The organism is Streptomyces tauricus (genome assembly GCF_014650955.1).
Lineage (GTDB): Bacteria > Actinomycetota > Actinomycetes > Streptomycetales > Streptomycetaceae > Streptomyces > Streptomyces tauricus.
This window is the reverse complement of the sequence record NZ_BMVY01000030.1, coordinates 1-21,770: the sequence shown is the minus strand read 5'-3', so window position 1 is coordinate 21,770 and position 21,770 is coordinate 1. Positions and strand designations below refer to the sequence as shown.

Annotated in this window: 19 protein-coding genes; 10 read left to right on the top strand and 9 right to left on the bottom strand. The window is 72.2% G+C overall.

The window, feature by feature from the left end:
• Positions 1 to 49: 49 nt before the first annotated feature.
• Positions 50 to 1,159, bottom strand: a complete 1,110-nt coding sequence (locus IE278_RS32295) for a DegT/DnrJ/EryC1/StrS family aminotransferase (RefSeq protein WP_189777322.1) — start codon at positions 1,157 to 1,159, stop codon at positions 50 to 52.
• Between the two features lie 208 nt (positions 1,160 to 1,367).
• On the opposite strand from IE278_RS32295, the gene rfbA reads away from it, so the two are divergent.
• Positions 1,368 to 2,243 carry a glucose-1-phosphate thymidylyltransferase RfbA gene (gene rfbA, locus IE278_RS32290; RefSeq protein ID WP_189777320.1) on the top strand — a complete coding sequence of 292 codons (876 nt, stop codon included), beginning with the start codon at positions 1,368 to 1,370 and terminating at the stop codon, positions 2,241 to 2,243.
• Positions 2,244 to 2,275: 32 nt separating this feature from the next.
• Here rfbA and IE278_RS32285 read toward each other — a convergent pair whose 3' ends face one another.
• Both IE278_RS32285 and IE278_RS32280 read right to left on the bottom strand, forming a co-directional pair.
• Complete coding sequence (locus tag IE278_RS32285) at positions 2,276 to 3,004, bottom strand: class I SAM-dependent methyltransferase (RefSeq protein WP_189777318.1); 729 nt, start codon at positions 3,002 to 3,004, stop codon at positions 2,276 to 2,278.
• A 72-nt stretch (positions 3,005 to 3,076) separates the two neighbouring features.
• A complete protein-coding gene (locus IE278_RS32280) occupies positions 3,077 to 3,862 on the bottom strand; it encodes a cyclase family protein (protein WP_189777316.1) in 786 nt (261 codons plus the stop codon).
• Between the two features lie 214 nt (positions 3,863 to 4,076).
• Here IE278_RS32280 and IE278_RS32275 point away from each other — a divergent pair, with 214 nt between their 5' ends.
• The 5 genes from IE278_RS32275 to rfbB all read left to right on the top strand — a co-directional run bounded on the left by IE278_RS32275 (position 4,077) and on the right by rfbB (position 9,165).
• Positions 4,077 to 4,511: a nuclear transport factor 2 family protein gene (locus IE278_RS32275; RefSeq protein ID WP_189777314.1), complete on the top strand. Its 435-nt coding sequence runs from the start codon at positions 4,077 to 4,079 to the stop codon at positions 4,509 to 4,511.
• 45 nt (positions 4,512 to 4,556) lie between these two features.
• Positions 4,557 to 5,363, top strand: a complete 807-nt coding sequence (locus tag IE278_RS32270; RefSeq protein ID WP_189777312.1) for an SDR family NAD(P)-dependent oxidoreductase — start codon at positions 4,557 to 4,559, stop codon at positions 5,361 to 5,363.
• 73 nt (positions 5,364 to 5,436) lie between these two features.
• Positions 5,437 to 6,789: a cytochrome P450 family protein gene (locus IE278_RS32265; RefSeq protein WP_189777310.1), complete on the top strand. Its 1,353-nt coding sequence runs from the start codon at positions 5,437 to 5,439 to the stop codon at positions 6,787 to 6,789.
• Positions 6,790 to 6,859: 70 nt separating this feature from the next.
• Complete coding sequence (locus IE278_RS32260) at positions 6,860 to 8,206, top strand: activator-dependent family glycosyltransferase (protein WP_189777308.1); 1,347 nt, start codon at positions 6,860 to 6,862, stop codon at positions 8,204 to 8,206.
• A complete protein-coding gene (gene rfbB, locus IE278_RS32255) occupies positions 8,194 to 9,165 on the top strand; it encodes a dTDP-glucose 4,6-dehydratase (RefSeq protein WP_189777306.1) in 972 nt (323 codons plus the stop codon). The genes IE278_RS32260 and rfbB overlap by 13 nt, the downstream gene beginning before the upstream one ends.
• Positions 9,166 to 9,244: 79 nt before the next feature.
• Here the strand turns inward: rfbB and IE278_RS32250 are convergent, their stop codons facing one another.
• Complete coding sequence (locus IE278_RS32250; RefSeq protein WP_246570970.1) at positions 9,245 to 10,237, bottom strand: Gfo/Idh/MocA family protein; 993 nt, start codon at positions 10,235 to 10,237, stop codon at positions 9,245 to 9,247.
• Positions 10,238 to 10,400: 163 nt separating this feature from the next.
• On the opposite strand from IE278_RS32250, the gene rfbH reads away from it, so the two are divergent.
• Entirely contained in the window at positions 10,401 to 11,705 is a 1,305-nt protein-coding gene (rfbH, locus tag IE278_RS32245; protein WP_189777304.1) for a lipopolysaccharide biosynthesis protein RfbH, read from the top strand.
• Positions 11,706 to 11,723: 18 nt separating this feature from the next.
• On the opposite strand, the gene IE278_RS32240 is transcribed toward rfbH, so the two are convergent.
• Positions 11,724 to 12,542, bottom strand: coding sequence for an AfsR/SARP family transcriptional regulator (locus IE278_RS32240; RefSeq protein ID WP_189777302.1), 819 nt, complete (start codon positions 12,540 to 12,542; stop codon positions 11,724 to 11,726).
• Between the two features lie 264 nt (positions 12,543 to 12,806).
• Here IE278_RS32240 and IE278_RS32235 point away from each other — a divergent pair, with 264 nt between their 5' ends.
• From IE278_RS32235 to IE278_RS32225, 3 genes are all read left to right on the top strand, one after another.
• The gene (locus IE278_RS32235) at positions 12,807 to 12,986 is read left to right on the top strand and encodes a hypothetical protein (RefSeq protein ID WP_189777300.1); all 180 of its coding nucleotides are present in this window, start codon (positions 12,807 to 12,809) and stop codon (positions 12,984 to 12,986) included.
• Entirely contained in the window at positions 12,983 to 15,253 is a 2,271-nt protein-coding gene (locus IE278_RS32230) for a TOMM precursor leader peptide-binding protein (protein ID WP_189777298.1), read from the top strand. Before IE278_RS32235 ends, IE278_RS32230 begins: the two co-directional genes overlap by 4 nt.
• Positions 15,254 to 15,507: 254 nt before the next feature.
• On the top strand, positions 15,508 to 16,779 hold the full coding sequence (locus IE278_RS32225; protein WP_189777296.1) for a sensor histidine kinase: 1,272 nt from the start codon (positions 15,508 to 15,510) through the stop codon (positions 16,777 to 16,779).
• A 35-nt stretch (positions 16,780 to 16,814) separates the two neighbouring features.
• On the opposite strand, the gene IE278_RS32220 is transcribed toward IE278_RS32225, so the two are convergent.
• From IE278_RS32220 to malQ, 4 genes are all read right to left on the bottom strand, one after another.
• On the bottom strand, positions 16,815 to 17,420 hold the full coding sequence (locus IE278_RS32220; RefSeq protein ID WP_189777293.1) for a response regulator transcription factor: 606 nt from the start codon (positions 17,418 to 17,420) through the stop codon (positions 16,815 to 16,817).
• Between the two features lie 224 nt (positions 17,421 to 17,644).
• Positions 17,645 to 19,120 carry an FAD-dependent monooxygenase gene (locus IE278_RS32215; RefSeq protein ID WP_189777292.1) on the bottom strand — a complete coding sequence of 492 codons (1,476 nt, stop codon included), beginning with the start codon at positions 19,118 to 19,120 and terminating at the stop codon, positions 17,645 to 17,647.
• Between the two features lie 235 nt (positions 19,121 to 19,355).
• Positions 19,356 to 19,652, bottom strand: a complete 297-nt coding sequence (locus IE278_RS32210; protein WP_189777290.1) for a hypothetical protein — start codon at positions 19,650 to 19,652, stop codon at positions 19,356 to 19,358.
• A gap of 101 nt (positions 19,653 to 19,753) precedes the next feature.
• Positions 19,754 to 21,770, bottom strand: a 2,017-nt coding sequence (gene malQ, locus IE278_RS32205) for a 4-alpha-glucanotransferase (RefSeq protein WP_189777287.1), incomplete at its 5' end; no start/stop codon positions are given.

Sequence of the window (21,770 nt, the reverse complement as noted above, 5' to 3'; positions counted from 1 at the left end):
GGGCCTTCGGTGTGCGCGGGGCGGGCCGGGGCGGGCCCGCCGCACGGGTTCAGAGGCTGTCCAGCACGTCACGCACCGCGCTGATCACCTTGTCCTGGATGTCCGGCGCGAGCGCCGGGTACATGGGCAGCGAGAAGATCTGGCCCGCCAGTTCCTCGGTGACGGGCAGCGAGCCCGCGGGGTAGCCGAGGTGGGCGAACCCGGACATCGTGTGCACCGGCCAGGGATAGCTGATGTTCAGCTCGATGTCGTACGTCTTCAGGGCCTTGATGATGTCGTCGCGCCGGGGGTGGCGCACCGTGTAGACGTAGTACACGTGCTCGTTGCCGGGGACCGTGTGCGGGAGCACCAGGTCGGTGTCGCCGAGCCCTTCCTCGTAGCGGCGGGCGACGGCCCGGCGCCCCTGGACGTAGGTGTCGAGGCGGCGCAGCTTGCGCCGCAGGATCTCGGCCTGCACCTCGTCGAGCCGGGAGTTGTGGCCCGGGGTGCCGACGACGTAGTACCGCTCCTCCATGCCGTAGTAGCGCAGCCGGCGCAGGGCCCGGTGGGCGTCGTCCCGGGAGGTCACCACGGCGCCGCCGTCGCCGTAGGCGCCGAGGACCTTCGTCGGGTAGAAGGAGAAGGCGGCGGCGTCCCCGGTGGTGCCGGCCAGCCGGCCGTCGCGGCGGGCGCCGTGCGCCTGGGCGCAGTCCTCGACGAGGGACAGGTCGTGCTCGGCGGCCAGTCGCTCCAGCGGGGCGAGGTCGACGCACTGGCCGTAGAGGTGGACGGGGAGCAGGCACCGGGTCCTGGGGGTGAGGACGTCGGCGACCTGGTCGGTGTTCATGAGGTAGCTGTCCGGGTCGATGTCGACGAACACCGGGGTGGCGCCCACCGAGTCGATCGCGACCACGGTGGGGGCCGCGGTGTTGGACACCGTGACGACCTCGTCCCCGGGGCCGACGCCGAGCGACTGGAGCGCCAGCTTGATCGCGTTGGTGCCGTTGTCGACACCGACGCAGTGGGCCGCGCCGTGGTAGCCGGCGAACTCCCGCTCGAAGCCGCGGACACTGTCACCGAGGACGAGCTGCCCCGAGCTGAAGACCGTTTCCACGGCGTCCAGAATATCGGCGCGTTCGTTCTCGTATTCCTGCCGGTAGTCCCATACGAGAGTCGTCATCGAATTCGCTTCCCTCCCATTGCTGACATCATTTCCTTGCCGCAGGGCGTCACCATCCCCTCGCAGCACATCACATGGCCGGGCCGGTCCACAACCCTTGTTTTCCCTCTATTACCGCTCGAATTTCCCTGGACCGGATACTTTCCTGCTTGCTGCCGAACGAATTCGCTCGTTAGCATGGGCAGAAATCGAGGACAGGGGCATACCCATGAAGGGGATTATTCTCGCCGGCGGTTCGGGAACAAGGCTCCATCCAATAACTGTTTCCGTGTCGAAGCAACTTCTCCCGGTCGGCGACAAACCGATGATCTACTATCCGCTTTCGGTGCTGATGCTCGCGGACATCAAGGAGATCCTGCTCATCTGCACCGAGCGCGACCTGGACCAGTTCCGCCGGCTCCTGGGCGACGGCTCACAGCTCGGCATCCACATCGACTACGCCGTGCAGAACCGGCCGGCCGGACTGGCCGAGGCCTTCGTCATCGGCGCCGACCACGTGGGCGACGACGACGTGGCCCTGGTGCTCGGCGACAACATCTTCCACGGCTACCACTTCTACGACATGCTCCAGAGCAACGTCAGGGACGTACAGGGCTGTGTGCTGTTCGGTTATCCCGTCGAGGATCCGGAGCGCTACGGGGTGGGCGAGACCGACGCGTCGGGACGTCTGGTCTCCCTGGAGGAGAAGCCGGCCCGGCCGCGCTCCGACCTCGCCATCACCGGGCTCTATCTGTACGACAACGAAGTGGTGGACATCGCCAAGAACCTCCGCCCCTCGGCGCGCGGAGAACTGGAGATCACCGACGTCAACCGCAATTACCTGGCCCGCGGCCGGGCCCGTCTCGTCGACCTCGGCCGCGGTTTCGCCTGGCTCGACGCCGGAACTCCGGAATCCCTGCTCCAGGCCGCCCAGTATGTGCGGACCCTCGAAGAACGGCAGGGTGTGCGTATCGCCTGCGTCGAGGAGGTCGCCCTCCGTATGGGGTTCATCGACGCGGACAGCTGCTACCGGCTCGGCGAGAAGATGTCCCAGTCGGGCTACGGCCAGTACGTGATGTCGGTGGCCCGCGAAATGGCACCCTGAGGATTCCACCGACTTCCCACCCGGCCGCCCTCTCAGTTCTTTTCGCGTACACCTTCGCGTATACCGACGAAAAGACCGCGGCCGGTGGGGCCGTCCTCCAGGAATTCCACGGAGCACCCCGCGTCGGTGAACGCCGAGACGTACTCCTCCTTGGTGAACAGGTGCAGGACGTCGATCTCGGTGAACTGCTGGATACCGGTGGCGTCCCCCACGGTGAAACGGACCTCCATGCGGGTGGCCCGGCCCTTGCGGGTGGTGTGCGAGATCCGCGCGATGGTGCGGTGCTCCTCACGGGCCAGGTCACCCGCGACATAGCCCTCGATGAAGTTCTCGGGGAACCACCAGGGTTCGACGACCAGGACGCCGCCGGGCTCCAGGTGCCCGGCCATCGACCGGACGGCGGCCCGCATGTCGTCCAGCGTCTCCAGGTAGCCGATGGCGCAGAACATGCAGCTCACCGCGGTGTAGGTGCGGCCCAGCGAGAAGTCGCGCATGTCGCCCGCGTGCACCGTGGTGCCGGGCAGCCGCTGCTCGGCGAGCCGGCGCATCGGCTCCGCGATCTCCAGCCCCTCGGCGACCTCGAACAGCGAGCTGAACACGCTGAGATGGGCGCCCGTGCCGCAGGCGACGTCGAGCAGCGAGTCGGCTCCCGGACGGCGTTCGGCGATGAGCCGCGAGACGTCCGCGGCCTCCTCCCCCCAGTCCTTGCCCCGGCTGCGGTAGATGGCCTCGTACACGTCCGCGAGTTCCCGGCCGTACATGTCTGTGTCCTTCCGTCGTCGCCCTGGCGGGCGCGTGGTTCACCCAGCCGCGGTACTTGTGCGCGGTACCTCTCACTCGTCCTCGTCGAGCAGTGCCACCGCCCTCGCCCAGCCCGCGCCGGCGCCGGCGATCCGCACCGGGAAGCAGGCGAGCCGGAAGCCTCGGGAGACGGGCAACTGCTCCAGCCCGGCGAGCCGTTCGATCTGGCAGTACTCCCGGTCGCGGCCGATCATGTGGGCGGGCCAGAGCACCGAGCGGTCCCCGGTCTCCCGGTAGCGGCTGATGATGTCGCCGAACGGCGCGTCCAGACTGAACGCGTCCGTGCCGATGACCCGCACGCCCTGGTCGAGCAGCAGGTGCACGGCCGAGCCGTCGAGGCCGGTGAAGTCCGTGAAGTACTTCTGCGTCCCCGACCACGCGTCGGCGCCGGTGCGCAGCAGCACGATGTCCATGGGCGACAGGGTGTGGCCGATCCGGTCCAGCTCCCGCTGGAGCACGTCGGCGCCGACCGCGCCCGTGCCCTGGTCGCTGAGGTCGAGGACGACCGCGGGCCGGAAGAACCAGTCGAGCGGCATCTCGTCGATGTGCCGCGGCGGGCCGTCCCGGTAGGAGGCGCGCGTCCCGTAGTGCGAGGGCGCGTCGATGTGCGTCCCGGTGTGGGTCGTCAGCTGGAGCCGGTCGAGCGAGAGGAACTCGCCCTCCGGCAGTACCGCCGGATCGAACTCGATCCCGAAGTGGTCGCGCATCTCCTCACTCATGTGCGTGGCGGCCTCCTTCGGGCCGAGGACGTCGTGCACCACGGGATCGGGTTCGAAACCCGCCGCGTCCACGGGCGAGGACAGGTCGATGATGCGCACACGAGCCTCCCGGCGATGGGTCCTGCGAGCGTTCCGCCGGCGTCTTGCGCCAGCGAGCCCATGCTCACCAGCGCGGCTAGAGAAGCGTTGGAGCTTGGCTGAACGGCCGCCAGCCCGCCCGCACGCCCCGCGCTCGACCGATCCTGGAGGGACCGCTGCCACCGTCGTGACCTCACCCGGAACCCGGGAACGGGAGCGGCGGAAGGAACACGGCATGGCAGCACTGGCCCCGACGGCCCCGGCGGACGTGTACGCCGAGGTACAGCACTTCTACGCGCGGCAGATGCGGGACCTGGACTCGGGCGAGGCCGAGTCCTGGGCGGGCACCTTCACCGAGGACGGCGCCTTCAAGCCGCCCTCGCTCCCGGAGCCCGTACGTGGTCGCCCGGCCCTGACCGAGGGCGCCCGGCAGGCCGCCGCGGGGCTCGCGACCGCCGGTGAGACACACCGCCACTACGTCGGCATGCTCACCGTCACCCCCGCGGACGACGGCTCGCTGACCGCCGAGAGCCTGGTCTCGATCGTCGCCGTGCCGCGGGGCGGTCCCGCCCGGCTGCACCTGGTGTGCGTCTGCCGTGACGTCCTCGTGCGCGAGGCCGGCGAACTGCTGGTCAAGGACAGGGTGGTGACCCGTGACGACCGGCCGTAGCGGGAGTCGACCGCGAATCGAGCGCCCCGGCCTACGGTCGCGGACATGAGCGCGCCACAGGAGAGCACGACGGCACAGGACACCGGCCCGGCACCGGGCGCCACAACACCCCGGGGCGTGATCGTCACCGGCGGCGGGACCGGGATCGGACGGGCCGTGGCCCGTGCCTTCGCCGACCGCGGCGACCGGGTGCTCGTCGTGGGCCGCACGCCCGCGACCCTCACCGAGACCGCCGAGGGGTACCCCGGCATCGGCGTCCTCGCCGCCGACCTCACCGACCCGGACACCCCGCGGGCCGTCACCGACGCGGCGCTCGACGCGTTCGGCCGGATCGACGTGCTGGTCAACAACGCGGCCTCGGGCGGTTTCGCCTCCCTCGCGGAGACCAAGCGGGAAGCGGCCCGCGACCAGCTCGACACCAACCTGCTGGCCCCGCTGCTGCTCACCCGGCAGAGTCTGGACGCCCTCGCGGCGGACGGCGGCGGAACCGTGCTGAACATCGGCTCGGCCGGCGCGCTGTACCGCCGCGCCTGGCCGGAGAACGGTGTCTACGGCGCCGCCAAGGCCGGGCTCGACTTCCTCACCCGGACCTGGGCGGTGGAACTGGCGCCCCGCGGCATCCGGGTCCTCGGCCTCGCCCCCGGTGTGATCGACACCGGTATCGGTGAGCGGTCCGGGATGACGCCGGAGGCCTACGCGGGCTTCCTCCAGCACATGGCCACCGTCGTCCCGGCCGGCCGGGTCGGCCGCCCCGACGACATCGCCTGGTGGGCACTGCAGCTCACCGACCCGCGCGCCGCCTACGCGACCGGCGCGGTGCTCGCGGTCGACGGCGGTCTGTCCCTCACCTGAAACACCATCCGCTGTCACCTGAGAACCACGCCCCGCTGTGCCACACCCCTGCCCCGCCCCGAAGGAGACTGCCGTGACCGACACGGAAACCGACGAGACGACCCCCGCCGCACCCGAGCAGGTCCAGCAGGTCCGGCAGACCGACAGCGAACTCGGCCGCCATCTGCTGACCGCCCGCGGCTTCCACTGGATCTACGGGACCAGCGGCGACCCGTACGCCCTCACCCTGCGCGCGGAGAGCGACGACCCGGTGGTGCTGGGCCGCCGGATACGGGAGTCGCAGACCCCGCTGTGGCAGAGCGCCGCCGGCGCCTGGGTCACCGGCCGGCACAGCGTGGCCGCCGAGGTGCTGGCCGACCCGCGGCTGAGCCTGCGGCACGCCGATCTGCCCGGCCTCCAGCGGCACGTCTTCTCGGACGCCTGGAGCAACCCGCTGCTGTGCCACATCATCCCGCTGGACCGGGCCTTCCTGCACGCCTCGGGCGCCGACCACGCGCGCTGGGAGCGGGCGGCGGCCCCGGTGCTCGGCGCGGGCGCGGCGGACGGCCACCGCAAGCACGCCGAACGCGTCCACCAGGAGACCGCCGACCGCCTCGGTGCCTCCTTCGACCTCATGGCGGACTACTCCCGCCCGGCGGCCACCGAGGCCGCCGCCGCGCTGCTCGGCGTCCCTGAGGCGCAGCGCGACCGGTTCGCCCACGCCTGTGCGGCGCTCAGGGTCGCGCTCGACGCGGCGCTGTGCCCGCAGCCGCTCGCCGTCACCCGCCGGCTCACCGCGGCCGTCGAGGACGTACGCGCCCTGGTCGCCGACCTCGTCGCGGCGCGGCGGACCGAGCCGGGCGACGACCTGCTCAGCACCGTGCTGCGGGCGGGCTCCGGCGGCTCCACGGCCTCCGCCGCCGAGGACGCGCTCGCGGTCGGGGTGCTGACCGCCGCGGTGGGCGTCGAGTTCACCGCCGGGCTCATCAACAACGCCCTGGAGGCGCTGCTCGCGCATCCCCGGCAGTGGGCGCTGCTCGGCGAGAGCCCGGACCTCGCGGCCGGGGCGGTGGAGGAGACGCTGCGGCACGCGCCGCCGGTGCGTCTGGAGAGCCGGATCGCCGCCGAGGACCTCACGCTGGCCGGGCAGGACATCCCCGCGGGCGCCCAGGTCGTCGCGCATGTCGGCGCGGCGAACCGGGACCCCGAGGTGTTCCTGGCCCCGGACCACTTCGACCTCACCCGGCCGGTGGACCAGGGCCAGTTGGCGCTGTCCGGCCCGCACACCTCGCTCTTCGGGGCGTTCGCCCGGCTCCAGGCGGAGACCGCGATCCGCACACTGCGGGAGCGCCACCCGGCGCTGGCCCCGGCGGACGGCGTCCAGCGCCGGATGCGCTCCCCCGTCCTGGGCGGAGTGCTGCGCTTCACCCTGACCACCTCCGCGTGACGGCGGACGCCGGGACAGGAGCCGCCGTGACAGCGAACGCAGAGAAGGCAGAAGAGAGAGGGAACCGCCCATGCGGGTTCTGCTGACGTCCTTCGCGCTGGACGCGCACTTCAACGGGTCCGTGCCGCTCGCCTGGGCGCTGCGGGCCGCCGGGCACGAGGTACGGGTGGCCAGTCAGCCCGGGCTGACGGGGAGCATCACGGCGGCCGGGCTGACGGCCGTCCCGGTGGGGGCCGACCCCGGTCTCGACGCGATGGTGAAGGGGGTGGGCGACTCCGTGCTGTCCCACCACGCCAACCAGTCGCTGGACCCCGACGCCCCCGGTCAGCTCACCCCCGCCTTCCTCAAGGGCTGGGACGCGATGATGACCGCCACCTTCTTCGCCCTGATCAACGACGATCCGATGGTCGACGAACTCGTCGCGTTCGCCCGCGAGTGGCAGCCCGACCTCGTCCTGTGGGAGCCGTTCACGTTCGCGGGGGCGGTGGCGGCGAAGGTGACCGGCGCGGCCCACGCGCGCGTGCTGTCGTTCCCGGACATGTTCATGCCGATGCGGCAGGGCTTCCTCGCCCAGCTCGGCGCCGGTCCCGGGACGGGCCTCGCAGCCCAGGACGGGGAGCAGGGGGCGGCGCACCCCGAGGACTCCCTCGGCCAGTGGCTGCAGTGGACGCTCGGCCGCTACGGACTGCCCTTCGACGAGGAGGCGGTGACGGGGCAGTGGTCGGTGGACCAGGTGCCGCGCAGCTTCCGCCCGCCGTCGGAGGTGCCGACCGTGGGCATGCGCTACATCCCCTACAACGGCCCGGTGCCCGCCGTCGTACCCGACTGGCTCCGCGTCCCGCCGACGCGTCCCCGGGTCTGCGTCACCCTCGGACTGACAGCCAGGACCTCCGAGTTCCCGAACGCGGTCCCGGTCGACCTGGTCCTCAAGGCCATCGAGGGGCTCGACATCGAGGTGGTGGCCACGCTCGACGCCGAGGAGCGGGCGCTGCTCACCCATGTCCCGGACAACGTGCGCCTGGTGGACCACGTACCGTTGCACGCGCTGCTGCCGACCTGCGCGGCCATCGTGCACCACGGTGGCGCCGGCACCTGGTCGACGGCGCTCGTCGAGGGGGTTCCGCAGATAGCCATGGGCTGGATCTGGGACGCCATCGAACGGGCCCGCCGCCAGCAGGAACTGGGCGCGGGACTCCACCTCCCCTCCCACGAGGTGACGGTGGAAGGGCTGCGGAGCAGGCTCGTACGGCTCCTGGAAGAGCCCTCGTTCACCGAGGCCGCCGCCCGGCTGCGCGCCGAGGCCGAGTCCGAACCGACCCCGGCGGAGGTCGTCCCCGTACTGGAGCGGCTGACCGCCCAGCACCGCGCCCACGGGCGCCGGCCTCTCGGAGGTGCGTCCACCCCATGCGCGTCCTGATCACCGGCGGCGCCGGTTTCATCGGATCCCACTATGTGCGCTCCCTGCTGGCCGGCGGCCTGCCCGGACCCGCGCCGAGCCGGGTGAGCGTCGTCGACCTGCTCACGTACGCCGGGAGCACGGACAACCTGCCGCTGGAGGATCCGCGGCTGGACTTCCACCGGGCCGACATCCGTGACCTCGACGCGCTCCTGAAGGTGTTCCCCGGGCACGACGCGGTGGTGCACTTCGCGGCCGAGACCCATGTCGACCGCTCCCTGACCGGGCCCGCGGAGTTCGTGACCACCAATGTGCTGGGCACGCAGACGCTGCTGGAGGCGAGCCTGCGCTGCGGGGTCGGCACCTTCGTGCACGTCTCCACGGACGAGGTCTACGGGTCCATCGCCGAGGGCACCTGGACGGAGGAGGAGCCGCTGCTGCCCAACTCGCCCTACGCGGCGTCGAAGGCGGGCAGCGACCTCGTCGCCCGCTCCTACTGGCGCACCCACGGTCTCGACGTACGCACCACGCGGTGCGCCAACAACTACGGCCCGCGCCAGCATCCGGAGAAGCTCATCCCGCTGTTCGTCACCGAACTGCTGGCCGGCCGGACCGTGCCGCTGTACGGGGACGGCGACAACGTCCGCGAATGGCTGCACGTCGACGACCACTGCCGGGCCGTCCACGCGGTGCTGACCGGCGGCCGGGCGGGCGAGATCTACAACATCGGCGGCGGTACGCATCTGACGAACCGTGAGATGACTTCCAGGCTGCTGGAGTTGTGCGGCGCGGACTGGTCCCGGGTGCGGCAGGTGCCCGACCGCAAGGGCCACGACCTGCGGTACGCGGTGGACGACTCGAAGATCCGCGACGAACTCGGCTACCGGCCGCTGCGGTCGCTGGACGACGGTCTGCGCGAGGTCGTCGACTGGTACCGCGACCGGCTGACGCGGATGCCCGCGACGGCCGAGCGGGTCTGACCCGCCCCGGCCGCGAACGAACGAGAAGGGCCGGCCCCGGCGGGGCCGGCCCTTCTCGTCGCGCGCGGGCGTGTGTGCCTCAGAGGCTCACGACCCGCGCGGCCTTGCGTACCTGCTCGACCAGCAGCGCCTGCCGCAGCAGCGCCTCCCCCAGCGCCGCCCGCCCGGTGCCCGACAGGGCCGCCGCCGTGAACGCGTCGAGCGCGTTGCCGACCTGGTGGTCGGCCGCCAGCGTCACCTCGGTGGTCCTGTCCTGCTGTTCGAGGCGGACCACCGGGCGGTGCTCCCGGGGCGGGGTGAAGGCCCGCGGCACGCTGATCCGGCCCCGGCTGCCCCACAGGGCGTACGCCGACCGGTAGGAGTGCTGGAAGCCGAAGTCGAGCTGGGCGGTCACCCCTGTCCGCGTGGAGAGCAGCGCGCTGCCGGCGACGTCGACCCCGGTGGCCTCGTCGACGCGCAGACAGGCGCCGAGGACGTCGAGTTCCCCGGCGAGGTGGAGCTGGGCGGCGCGCAGCGGATAGACACCGACGTCGAGCAGGGCGCCGCCGCCGAGCCGCGCGTCGTGCCGGAAGGACGACGGGTGGGGCGGCGGTACTCCGAAGGAGCTGGAGAAGACCCGCAGTTCACCGATCTCGTCGCGGGCCAGGTCCCGTACCGCCGCGTGCTGCGAGTGGTGCAGGAACATGAAGTTCTCGGTGAGCGCCAGACCGAGCCGGTCGGCCATCTCCACCAGCTCGGCACTCTGCTCGTACGTGGTGCTGAGCGGCTTCTCCACCAGGACGTGCTTGCCGGCGGTGAGCGCCTCGGCGACCCATTCGTGGTGCATGCCCGGCGGCAGCGGCACATAGACGGCGTCGATGTCGTCCCGGTCCAGCAGCGCCCGGTAGCCGGTCACCGCCGCGCAGCCGAAACGGGCCGCCAGCCGGGCGCTCCTGGCCCCGTCCCGGCTGGCCACGGCCACCAGCCGCACCGCCTGGTGCTCCACGATCGCAGGCAGGATCCGGCGCACCGCGATATCGGCACAGCCCAGCACCCCCATGCGGAGTCCGGGTCGTGGAGTGTCCTCGGGCATCTGCCACCTCACCTGTCGGATACATCGCCGAACAAGCTAGCCAGCACAGGTCGAAAGCACCTGGAAGCCCGCTGGAGCAGGCCCTTTCCGCGGGGACTCCATGGCTCCTCTACCGCACGGCGCAAGCATGGCTCCCGAGGCAATCCTTACAGGAGGGACGGCTATGACGTCGGACACCAAGGCCCTGGTCCTGGAGCAGGTTCGCGAGTACCACCGGCAGCAGCAGCCCGGGAACTTCGTACCGGGAGTGACACCGATCCTCTCCTCGGGGGCGGTCCTGGACGAGGAGGACCGGGTCTCTCTGGTGGAGGCGGCCCTGGATCTGCGGATCGCGGCAGGGGCGCACTCCCGGCGTTTCGAGAGCAAATTCGCCCGCCACATCGGCGTACGCAAGGCGCACCTGGTGAACTCCGGTTCGTCGGCGAACCTGTTGGCCCTGTCGGCGCTGACCTCCCCGCGGCTCGGGGAGAAGCGGCTGCTGCCGGGCGACGAGGTGATCACGGTGGCCGGCGGTTTCCCCACGACGGTGAACCCGATCTTCCAGAACGGCCTCACGCCCGTGTTCGTGGACCTCGAACTCGGCACGTACAACACGACGGCGGAACGCGTCCGGGCGGCGATCTCGGACCGGACCCGGGCGATCATGATCGCGCACACCCTGGGCAACCCCTACGAGGTGGCGGAGATCCAGCAACTGGCCACCGATCACGAGCTGTTCCTGATCGAGGACAACTGCGACGCCGTGGGCTCGACCTACCAGGGGCGGATGACGGGCACCTTCGGGGACCTGGCCACCGTCAGCTTCTACCCCGCCCACCACATCACGACGGGTGAGGGCGGCTGCGTCCTGACCCGGAACCTCGAACTGGCGCGGATCGTAGAGTCGTTCCGCGACTGGGGCCGGGACTGCTGGTGCGAGCCGGGCGAGGACAACACCTGCCTCAAGCGGTTCGACTACCAGTTGGGCAACCTCCCCAAGGGGTACGACCACAAGTACATCTTCTCGCACATCGGCTACAACCTGAAGGCGACCGATCTCCAAGGGGCCCTGGCGCTCAGCCAGTTGAAGAAGCTCCCGGAGTTCGGCGAGGCCCGGCGGCGCAACTGGCAGCGGCTGCGCGACGGCCTCGCGGACGTCCCCGGGCTGCTGCTGCCCACCGCGACCCCCGGCAGCGACCCGAGCTGGTTCGGCTTCGTCCTGACCGTGCTGCCCGACGCCACCTACACCCGCCGCGACCTGATCGCCTTCCTGGAGGAGCGGCGCATCGGCACGCGACGGCTGTTCGGCGGCAACCTCACCCGGCACCCCGCGTATCTCGGCACCCCGCACCGGGTGGCGGGCGACCTGCGCAACTCCGACATCATCACCGAGCAGAGCTTCTGGATCGGGGTGTACCCGGGCATCACCGAGGAGATGACCGACTACATGCGGGAGTCGATCGTCGAGTTCGTCACCAAGAACGGCTGAGCGGCCCGGGGGCGGCGGTCAGCCGATCATGCGGTCGAGCAGCGCGTCCTCCCCGCACCCGGGCACGTCCAGCCACGGCTCCGCCGAGAGCACCGCCTGCTGCAGACGCTGCAGGCGCGGGGAGGGCGAGAGCCCCAGCTCCTCCGCCAGCCGGCGGCGCAGCCGCTGGTAGACGTCGAGCGCCTGCCAGGAGCGGCCCGCCCGGTACAGCGCCGTCATGCACTGGGCGTGCAGCCCCTCGTGCAGCGGATGGCGTCCGGTCAGCTCGATCAGCTCGGTCAGCAGCTCCGCGTGGCGGCCCAGCCTCAGGTCCGCCTCCAGACACCGCTCCAGCACACCGAGCCTGCTCTCCTCCAGGCGTGCCACCTCGATGCTCAGCACCGGCCCGATGCGCACGTCGACGAGCGCGGACCCGCGCCACAGGGCGAGCGCCTCGCGGAAGTACGCCGACGCCTTCTCCTGCCGGTCCTCGCCCGAGGCGACCCGGCCCGCGGCGACCAGCCGCTCGTAGCGCGGTACGTCGACGGCGTCCGTGGGCGCCTGCCAGCAGTAGCCGCCGTACTGGGTGACGAGGACGTCCTTGGCGGACACCCCCGCGTCGGCGCCGTAGGCCGCGGTGAGCTGTCGGCGCAGCTGGAGGATGTACGTGTGGAGGGTGGCCAGCGCGCTCTGGGGCGGCTCGCTGCCCCAGATCTCCTCCATCAGCGTCCCGACGGGCAGGACGCGGTTGGCGTGGATCGCCAGCAGGGCCAGAATCTGGCGCGGTTTCGCCGCTGTCGGCACGATCGACCGGCCCCGTACCTCGGCCGTCAGCGGTCCAAGCAGCCATATGTCCATCTTTTTCTCCCCCATGTGGTCCGCAGAGCACCGCGAAGAGCTCCTTGCTCAGGGAGTCTGGCTGGCTACTTCCGGTATCAACCAGTGCCAGGGGCCCGGCCAGGCATATGAGGAACCTATGCGCAAGATGTGTATTTCTCATATGGGCCCTGTGCGTGACGCACTGGTATCGACCTGTGACGCCCGTAAGGATGGCGGCAACGCGCAGGGCCCCGGCCGGGGTCGGGCGCGCCGACCGAAGTCGACAGCGAACAAGGAGCACACATGTCACGGATCACGCCTCTGCTCGACGGCGACGCGGCGATCGCGAGGGGCGCCGACGATCTCGTGATCACTGAATTCGGCCCCGAATCCGGTGAGTCCACCGACGGTCGTATCTGTATCTGCTGGATGCCCGGGGCCGGCTCCGGTACCTCCGCGGACGGCGGCCGTCAGACCCGATGAACCTGCCGACCCCGGACGACGGGCTCCCCCGGCTGGGGTTCGCACCGCACCTGCGGGTCGAATCGGCGCCGGGGGAGCCCGTGTTCCTGATGACCGAGGACCGGGTGACCACGCTCGGCGGGGAGCAGGTCGCGCTGCTCGCCCCGCTGCTCGACGGCAGCCGCGACCTGCCCCGGATCGTCGCCGACGCGGCGCCCCGGCTGTCACCCGACCGCACCGAACGGCTCGTGGCCAGGCTGCTGGACGCGGGTCTGCTGTCCGCCTATCCGCCGGACGGACGCGCCGGGCCCGAGGAGCGCGCCTACTGGGCCCTCACCGGGCTCGCGGCGGGACCCGACGACGGCCGGGGCGGGCGGCTGGCCCCGGTCGACCTCACCGAGGACACCGGCGGGACCCTGCGCGAGGCCGTGGCGGCGGCCGGACTGCGTCCGGCCGCCGTGGGCGGGCCCGCCGATCTGACCCTGGCGCTGTGCCACGACTACCTCGATCCGCGGCTGAGCGCCCTGGACGCGGAACACCGTGCCACGGGCACCAGTTGGCTGCCCGTGCGGGCGAGCGGCACCCACCTGTGGGTGGGCCCGTTCTTCTCCCCCGGCGAGGGTCCCTGCTGGAGCTGTCTCGCGGACCGGCTGCGGCTGCGGCGGCGCAGCGAGGCGTACGTCCAGCACCGGCTCGGGCGCGGCGGGCCGGCCGGGCACCGGCCCTCGTATCTGCCGACGGGCCGGGCGGCGGCCCTGCACCTGGCCCTGCTGGAGGCCGCGAAGTGGCTCGCCGGGCACCGCGACCCCCAGCAGGGCACCCTGTGGCGGCTGGACACGCGCACCCTGCAGAGCAGCCGCCATCCCGTACGGCGCCGCCCGCAGTGCGCCCGCTGTGGCGACCCCCATCTCGTACGCGACCGGGTCTCGGCCCCCGTCGTACTGTCCCCGCGGCCGGTGCGCGACACCGGCGGAGGAGGCCACCGGACGGCCGGCCCCGACGAGGTCCTCGACCGGTACGGCCATCTCGTGGACCCGGTCACCGGTCTGGTCGGCGAGATCCGCCGGGACCCGCGGGGGCCGGAGTTCCTCAACTGCTTCCACGCGGGCGCCCAGCCGCCCTGGGACCCGGCCCAGCCGCCGCCCGCGCTGCACACACCGCTGCGCAGCCCGGGTTCGGGCAAGGGCGTCACCGAGGCCCACGCGAAGGTGAGTGCGCTGGCCGAGGCCCTTGAGCGGTACAGCGGCTACTTCCAGGGCGACGAGCCGCGCCTGCGCGGCAGTTACCGCGAGCTGGCGCCGCGGGCCGTCCACCCGGACACCGTCCAGCTCTTCGACCGGCGGCAGTTCGCGGACCGGGCGGCCTGGAACCGCGCGCACGGTCCCTTCCACCAGGTGACCGAGCCCTTCGACGAGGACGCCCCGCTCGACTGGACGCCCGTCTGGTCACTGACCGAGCGGCGGCAGCGGCTGGCGCCCACGAGCCTGCTCTACTACAACGCCCCGGACGCGGAGAATCGTTACTGCCGGGCCACCTCCAACGGGGCCGCCGCGGGCACCAGCCTGGAGGACGCCGTCGTACACGGCTGCCTGGAGCTGGTGGAGCGGGACGCGGTCGCCCTGTGGTGGTACAACCGCACCCGGCAGCCCGGTGTGGTCCTCGACGGGCGGGACGAGTGGATCACCCGGACCCGGGCCTCACTCAGGGCCATGGGGCGGTCGGTGTGGGCCCTCGACCTCACGTCCGACCTCGGGATCCCCGTGGTCGCGGCCGTGTCGGCGCGGATCGGCACACCTGCCGAGGACATCGTGCTGGGCTTCGGCGCGCACTTCGACGCGCGGATCGCGCTGCGCCGGGCGCTGACCGAACTCAACCAGATGCTGCCGCCGTTGACGGCCGAGCCGGCCGACGGGGGAACCGCCTACACCGGTGACGACCCGGAGGCCCTCGACTGGTTCCGGCACGCCACGACCGCAGGTCAGCCCTATCTGCTGCCCGCCGCCCGCCGCTCCGCCCCGCCGCCCGCCGCGCCGCGCCCGCCCGCCGACGCCGCGGCCCAGGCCGTGGCGCTGGTCGGACTGTTGCGCCGGCACGGCCTCGACGTCCTCGTCCTCGACCAGACCCGTCCCGATGTGGAGCTGCCCGTCGCCAAGGTGCTGATCCCCGGTCTGCGCCCGCACTGGGCGGGATTCGGCCCGGGCCGGCTGTTCGACGTACCGGTCGCGCTCGGCCGGCTGTCCCGCCCGACGGACTTCGCCGAACTGAATCCCTTTCCCCTGCACTTGTGACGGAAGGAAGCATTCCTCTTTACGGAATGAAATCCTCCGCTTGTTTTCACAGGCTGGAGCAAACCTTTTCACTTCGTGGACGGTCTTCTTCCATTAGGGAGCCCGAAGCACACTCCACCCCACCGAGTTCCGCTTCTGAGCGGTTTCGATCGATTACTATCGATGGCGACTTCTCATCCTCCCGGTATGCCGTGAGAGGGTGGGCACGGCACAACCTGACTCACTAATTCGTTCGGTTCGTCCGGGGGGAAGAGATGCAAGGTTCTGCCCTGCATGACGGTGCGCGCGTCGATCATGAGGACGCGCGAAGCAGGCACCTCGCTCGCGGCACCTCCATCGCCATCACCTTCGCGGTCCTCGTGGCCTTCTTCGGCATCGGCGTGACCTACCTGGTGGAGGGCCACCCCTCACCTCTCAGGCTGGGCACGGGCATCACCACCCTGCTCCTCGTCTACGGGCTCCAACTGGCGCATTCCTTTCCCCATCTGTCGCCCCGGCTGGCCCGCAGGCAGTACTGGACCCTCGGGTTCCAGGCGCTCCTGACGTACCTTCCGTTTCTCGTCTACGCCGAGGCCTGGCTCGCCGCCCCCGGCTTCCTCGCCGGTTCCGCACTGCTCGTGCTGCCCGCCCGCTGGAAGTGGCCCGCGTACGCGGCGGCCGTGGGATCGGCCAGCCTGCTGGTGCTGGAGACCGGCATGGGCCGCGGTTCGATCTGGTACGGAACGGTGGCGACCGCGCTGACCGGCCTGGTGGTGTACGGACTCTCCGAGCTGACCCGGCTCGTCCAGGAGGCCCACCGCTCCCGGAGCGAGCTGACCCGGATGGCCCTGGAGGCGGAGCGGCTGCGGTTCTCCCGCGATCTGCACGACCTGCTGGGCATCAGCCTGACCACCATCGCCTTCAAGTGCGAACTCGCGCGGCGGCTGCCGCCCTCCAAGCACGCCCGGCTCCACCAGGAGCTGACGGAGATCCTGGACACCACCCAGCGGGCCTTCGCCGACGTACGGGCCGTCTCGCAGACCTACCGCGCCATGTCACTGACCGCGGAGGTCGACACCGTCTTCGCGACCCTCAAGGACATGGGCATACACGCCGTCTTCCGCGGCGGGGCCGGTCCGCTGCCGCCCCATATAGAGACCACGCTGGCGACGGTGCTGCGCGAGGGGATCACCAACATGCTCCGGCACAGCAGGGTCGGCACCTGCGTCGTGCAGCTCAGCCGCGAACCGGGCGCCGTCGGACTGATCGTGACCAACGACGGAATCCCCGCGCGTCCGTCCGGCCCCGCCGGCGGTACGCGGCCCGGAAGCGGACTCACCAACCTTCGCGAACGCATCGAAGCGGTCGACGGCAGGCTCAGCGTCAAGATCATGGACGACAAGTGGTTCTCGCTGACGGCGGTCGTTCCGCTTCCGGCCGGGGCCCACGAGTCCAAGCGCCCCTTCCTCCGCACCGCCGCCGCACCCGCCCGCCCCCCGGCGCACCCGCCGGAGAGCGAACTGCGCGACTCGGCGACGGTGGCCTGAGCCGCGCGACGGTGCCCCGAGCCGCGCGGCAGGGGTCAGATCCAGCCGCCCTCGCGGGCGATGCGTACCGCGTCCATGCGGTTGCGGGCGCTCAGTTTGACCACGGCGCTGCTGAGGTAGTTGCGCACGGTGCCCGGCGAGAGGAACAGCCGGCGGGCGATGGCCGCGGTGCCCTCGCCCGCGGCGGCCAGCCGCAGGACCTCCAGCTCACGGGGGGCCAGCGGCTGTGTCACGTCTTCCAGTGCCGCCACCGCCAGTTGGGGGTCGACGGCCCGCTTGCCCGCGGCCACCGCGCGGATGGCGCCCACGAGTTGGGTGGGATCGGCGTCCTTGCGCAGAAAGCCCGTGGCGCGGGTGGCCAGCGCCCGCCGCAGCGTGCTGGGGTTGCCGAGGCCCGTGAGCATGAGGATCCGGCAGGCGGGCACGGCCGTGCCGAGCGCGGCGGCGGCGGAGATGCCGTCCATACCGGGCAGGCCGATGTCGAGCACGGCCACGTCGGGCTGCAGGGCCCGCGCCCTCGGAACGATCTCGTCCCCGCGGTCGACTTCGGCCACCACCTCGAAGTCCGCTTCCAGCGACAGAAGTTCGGCCAGCGCCCGGCGCAGCATCGCCATGTCCTCGGCGATCAGAATCTTTATCATGGCCCCCCACATCGACCGCACACAGGTCGCCCAGGCCCCATACTCTCATCCGGAAAGCCAGAACAAGGCTTCGAAGCGCCAAGTTCCTTGCCTTTCGGTTGACTTCCCGTCGGGGTTCCGTTTCCGAAAGGAAGTCACAGATTCAATCACCCCTGTTAACCGCGTCGATTTCCTCTTTCGGCCGACCCCTCGAACGGCGTTATACGACGCCCGGGGACGGTCGTTCAGTCCCGACCGACGGCCTCGGCCAGCGCCGCCTCGGTCTCCTCGGCGGTGGCCGATTCCGCCGCCCAGGCCGCGTACCCGTCCGGCCGGACCAGCAGGCTCGTACGCCGGCCGCTCGCCCAGGTCACGACGGTGAGCCGGTCCTTGCGGGTGGGGGTGCCGGTCCGGGTGGCGGGGGTGGCCGGGTCGCCGGTCCCGGTGGCGGGCGCGACGAGGACGAACCTGCCGTCCCGCAGGGCCTCGTACAGGCGGCCGTCCCGCAGGGCCACGTCCGGGACGCGCCTGCCGACCAGCGGGTGGGCGCCGCGCGGGGCCGGGTACGCGTAGCCGATCCCGGTGACCTGGCCCACCATGCGCGTGCGGGCCGGGCGGGCGTGGTCGAGGAACGTGGTGAGCAGCGCGCGGGACGCGAGTGTCCAGGGGCGTTTCGCCATCGCGAGCCGGACGATCCCGCCGCTGCTGCGCAGCACGGACCTGCCGACCGGGTGGCGCTCCGCCTGGTAGGTGTCCAGCAGGCCTTCGCCCGCGTACCCGTCGATCGCCGCCGCCAGCTTCCAGCTCAGGTTGGCGGCGTCCTGGAGGCCGGTGTTCAGTCCCTGGCCGCCGGCCGGGGTGTGCACGTGCGCGGCGTCCCCGGCGAGGAACACGCGGTCCACCCGGTACGCCGGGGCCTGCCGCTCGTCGCTGTGGAAGCGGGACATCCAACGGGCGTCGTGCATACCGAAGTCACGGCCGAGCGCGAGCCTGGTGATCTCCCTGACCTCGTCGAGACCGAGGGGCTCGCCGTCGGCGACATCGCGGCCCCGGTGCCAGCCGATCACCCGGTGGTAGCCGTCCCCGAACGGCGCGAGGAACGCGAACGCGTCCCCGACCGCGTTCACCGTCAGCAGCGTCTCGGGCTGCTCGGCGAGCCGCACGTCGGCGAGGACGACGGACCGGATCACCGACCGGCCGGGGAAGGGCAGCCCCACCGCCTCCCGCACGGCACTGCGCATCCCGTCCGTCCCGACGACGTACGCGGCCCGCAGTTCGTCGGCCTCCCCGCCGGCTCCGCGCACCCGCAGGGTCACCCCGTCCGCGTCCTGTACGAGGCCCGTCGCCTCGGTCTCGTACACGAACCGCACCCCGGCCTCCACGGCCCGCCGCTCCAGCGCCTTCTCCACCTCGTACTGCGGCAGGACCAGGAGGTGCCGGAAGCGGGAGGGGAGGGTGGTGAGGTCGACGGTCAGCCGGCCGAAGAGCCGCAGCCGGTCGAGGGTCCGGCCCTTGGCCTCCAGTTCGTCGGCGAGGCCCCGCGCGTCGAGCTGCTCCAGCGTGCGGGCGTGCAGGATGAAGGCACGGGAGAGGTTGCTGATCCCGTGCGGCCGCCGCTCGACAAGGGTGACGGGGACACCCGCGCTCGCGAGGTCACCCGCGAGCAGCAGCCCGGTTGGTCCCGCGCCGACGACGATGACGTTGCGGACAGTGCCGTTCATGCGGCCTCCTGATGCCGGCGGTTCCGGTCGGGGTCGCCGGCCGGCGGCGGGTCGCAGGTGACAGGTACAGCTGACAGATGGCGCGGACGCGTCGGCCGACGTCTGTCCGCCACCCTAGGGCGCTTCCCGGAACACGCCGAGGGCACCGTTCTCGCCCCCGTACGACTTCGGTCGCGTACGGGTGCGAGGACGGTGCCCTCGGAGGGAACTCTCAGATCTCGGTGGGGAACCGGGGTCAGGAGGCGCGGACCTGGTCCGGGCCCTGCATCTTGCCCTGGCCCTTGCCTCCCGGCTTGCGCCTCGGCTCGCGGTCCGACGAACCGTCGAGCACCCAGACCAGTCCGGCGATCAGCGCGAACAGCCCGATCGGCGCCACGACATAGAGGCCCAGCGTCTCGATGACGCTCAGCCCCTGACCGGGGTCGTCGCCGTCGTCGGGCGTCAGCGCGAGCGCGGGGGCCGACATCAGCAGCATCATCAGCGTCGTACCGGCAGCCAGGGCGCCGGCGCGCAGGGCGTTCTTCTTGTCCACGGTGCAAACGTAGCGAACTCCTGTCGCGGCCGCGCGCCCGGGGGTGCCGTACGGGGTGCGGCACCGGCTGCGGTGCCGGCCGCCGGACGGCGTGCGGGGGCTCACGCGGAGGGTCCCCGGCCGTCGGTGACCCGGTCCGCCCCGTCCTCGCGCAGCACCTCGACGAGGGCGTGCAGCCGTGGGGAGGCGGCCAGTTCCTCCAGGGTGACGGGATGGCCCTCGGCGTCGGCGACGGGCAGGCGCCAGTTCGGGTACTGGTCCCAGGTGCCCGGCAGGTTCTGCGGGCGGCGGTCGCCGACGGCGTCCGGGAGCCAGACCCCGACGAGCCGGGCGGGAGTGCGCAGCAGGAACCGGTGCACGGCCTGGATCTCCGCCTCCTCCGACTGCTCCGAGACACCCCCGGCGGCCCCCTGCAGCAGCCCGAGCCGGGTGAGCAGCGCCAGCCACTCCCCCACGTCCGCGGCCGCCTCGGCCCGCTCCTCGCCCACCGGGCGGGTCAACAGGCCCAGCCGGTCGCGGAGTTCGACGTGGTCGCCGGTGAGGCGGGACGCGGTGGGCGGCAGGTCGTGGGTGGTGGCGGTGGCGAGGCAGTCGGCGCGCCAGCTCTCCGGGGGCAGCGGCAGGCCCGTACCGTCCCAGTCGCGTTCGAACCAGAGGACGGAGGTGCCGAGCACGCCGTGCTCCTGCAAGGTCTCGCGCACCCCCGGTTCCACCGTGCCGAGGTCCTCGCCGATCACCAGGGCCCCGGCGCGGGAGGCCTCCAGGACGAGGATCGCGAGCATGGCCTCGGCGTCGTAGCGGACGTAGGTGCCCTCGGTGGCCGGGCGGCCCTGCGGGACCCACCAGAGGCGGAAGAGACCCATGACGTGGTCGATCCGCAGCGCGCCCGCGTACCGGAAGAGGGCGCGCAGGAGCCTGCGGTACGGAGCGTAGCCGGACTCGGCGAGCCGGTCCGGGCGCCAGGGCGGCAGCCCCCAGTCCTGGCCCTGGACGCTGAACGCGTCCGGGGGCGCGCCGACCGACATGCCGGCCGCGAAGTACTCCTGCTGCGCCCAGGCGTCGGCGCCGTTCGGGTGGACCCCCACGGCGAGGTCGTGCACGAGCCCCACGTCCATACCGGCGTCGCGGGCGCTGCGCTGGGCGGCGGCGAGCTGGGCGTCCGTCAGCCAGGCGAGCCGGCTGTGGAAGTCGACGCGGTCCATCAACTCGGCGCGGGCGCGGGCGGTTTCGGCGGAGCGGGGGTCGCGCAGGCCCTGCGGCCACCGCGTCCAGTCGGAGCCGTACACCTCCGCGAGGGCGTACCAGGTGGCGTGGTCCTCAAGGGCCTCGCCCTCCTCGGCGAGGAAGTCGCAGTAGGCGGCCCGGCGGCCGGGCCCGAGCGGTACCTCCCGGACCAGCTCAAGGGCCTCGCGCTTGAGCTCCCACACGGCGTCGCGGTCGATCAACGCGCCCTTGTCGAGCACGGATTCGCGCAGCCGGCGGGCCCGCGTCAGCAGCGCGAGGAGCCGTTCCCTGTCCCCCTCGTCGACGTACGCGAACTCGGGGACGTCCTCGACGCGCAGGTGCACGGGGTCGGGGTAGCGGCGCGAGGAGGGCCGGTACGGGGAGGGGTCGGTGGGTGCGCCCGGCACGGCCGCGTGCATCGGGTTGACCTGGACGAAACCGGCGCCGAGCGCCCGTCCGGCCCAGGCCGTCAGTTCGGCGAGGTCGCCGAGGTCGCCCATGCCCCAGGAGCGCCGGGAGAGCAGCGAGTAGACCTGCACGAGCAGCCCGTACGAACGCCCCGGAGGCGCGGGCAGCCTCGACGGGGCGACGACGAGATGCGCCCGCGCGGTACGTCCGTCGGGGGCGGCGGCCTCCAGCTCGTGCACCCCGACCGGCAGCCGCTCGACGGACTCCCGGACCTCCCCCTGCTCGGTCCTGACGCTCAGCCGGGTCCCGACGGGCAGGGCGGCGAGGGCGGCGCCCAGCGAGGACCCGCTGGGCGGGTCGCCGCCCGGCAGGGAGTCGCCCGGGGTCCCGGCCGGCGCGGCAGCTCCCGGGGCGCCCTCGGCTGCGGCTCCGCCCCCGCCGACACCGTCAACCCGCCGTGGTCGAAGCGATGGCCGAGGTCGGCGT

Excerpts from the sequence above, each read along its gene's own strand:
- IE278_RS32295 (WP_189777322.1), bottom strand. The coding sequence starts at position 1,159 with ATGACGACTCTCGTATGGGACTACCGGCAGGAATACGAGAACGAACGC.
- rfbA (WP_189777320.1), top strand. The coding sequence starts at position 1,368 with ATGAAGGGGATTATTCTCGCCGGCGGTTCGGGAACAAGGCTCCATCCA.
- IE278_RS32285 (WP_189777318.1), bottom strand. The coding sequence starts at position 3,004 with ATGTACGGCCGGGAACTCGCGGACGTGTACGAGGCCATCTACCGCAGC.
- IE278_RS32275 (WP_189777314.1), top strand. The coding sequence starts at position 4,077 with ATGGCAGCACTGGCCCCGACGGCCCCGGCGGACGTGTACGCCGAGGTA.
- IE278_RS32270 (WP_189777312.1), top strand. The coding sequence starts at position 4,557 with ATGAGCGCGCCACAGGAGAGCACGACGGCACAGGACACCGGCCCGGCA.
- IE278_RS32260 (WP_189777308.1), top strand. The coding sequence starts at position 6,860 with ATGCGGGTTCTGCTGACGTCCTTCGCGCTGGACGCGCACTTCAACGGG.
- rfbB (WP_189777306.1), top strand. The coding sequence starts at position 8,194 with ATGCGCGTCCTGATCACCGGCGGCGCCGGTTTCATCGGATCCCACTAT.
- IE278_RS32250 (WP_246570970.1), bottom strand. The coding sequence starts at position 10,237 with ATGCCCGAGGACACTCCACGACCCGGACTCCGCATGGGGGTGCTGGGC.
- rfbH (WP_189777304.1), top strand. The coding sequence starts at position 10,401 with ATGACGTCGGACACCAAGGCCCTGGTCCTGGAGCAGGTTCGCGAGTAC.
- IE278_RS32240 (WP_189777302.1), bottom strand. The coding sequence starts at position 12,542 with ATGGACATATGGCTGCTTGGACCGCTGACGGCCGAGGTACGGGGCCGG.
- IE278_RS32235 (WP_189777300.1), top strand. The coding sequence starts at position 12,807 with ATGTCACGGATCACGCCTCTGCTCGACGGCGACGCGGCGATCGCGAGG.
- IE278_RS32230 (WP_189777298.1), top strand. The coding sequence starts at position 12,983 with ATGAACCTGCCGACCCCGGACGACGGGCTCCCCCGGCTGGGGTTCGCA.
- IE278_RS32225 (WP_189777296.1), top strand. The coding sequence starts at position 15,508 with ATGCAAGGTTCTGCCCTGCATGACGGTGCGCGCGTCGATCATGAGGAC.
- IE278_RS32220 (WP_189777293.1), bottom strand. The coding sequence starts at position 17,420 with ATGATAAAGATTCTGATCGCCGAGGACATGGCGATGCTGCGCCGGGCG.
- IE278_RS32215 (WP_189777292.1), bottom strand. The coding sequence starts at position 19,120 with ATGAACGGCACTGTCCGCAACGTCATCGTCGTCGGCGCGGGACCAACC.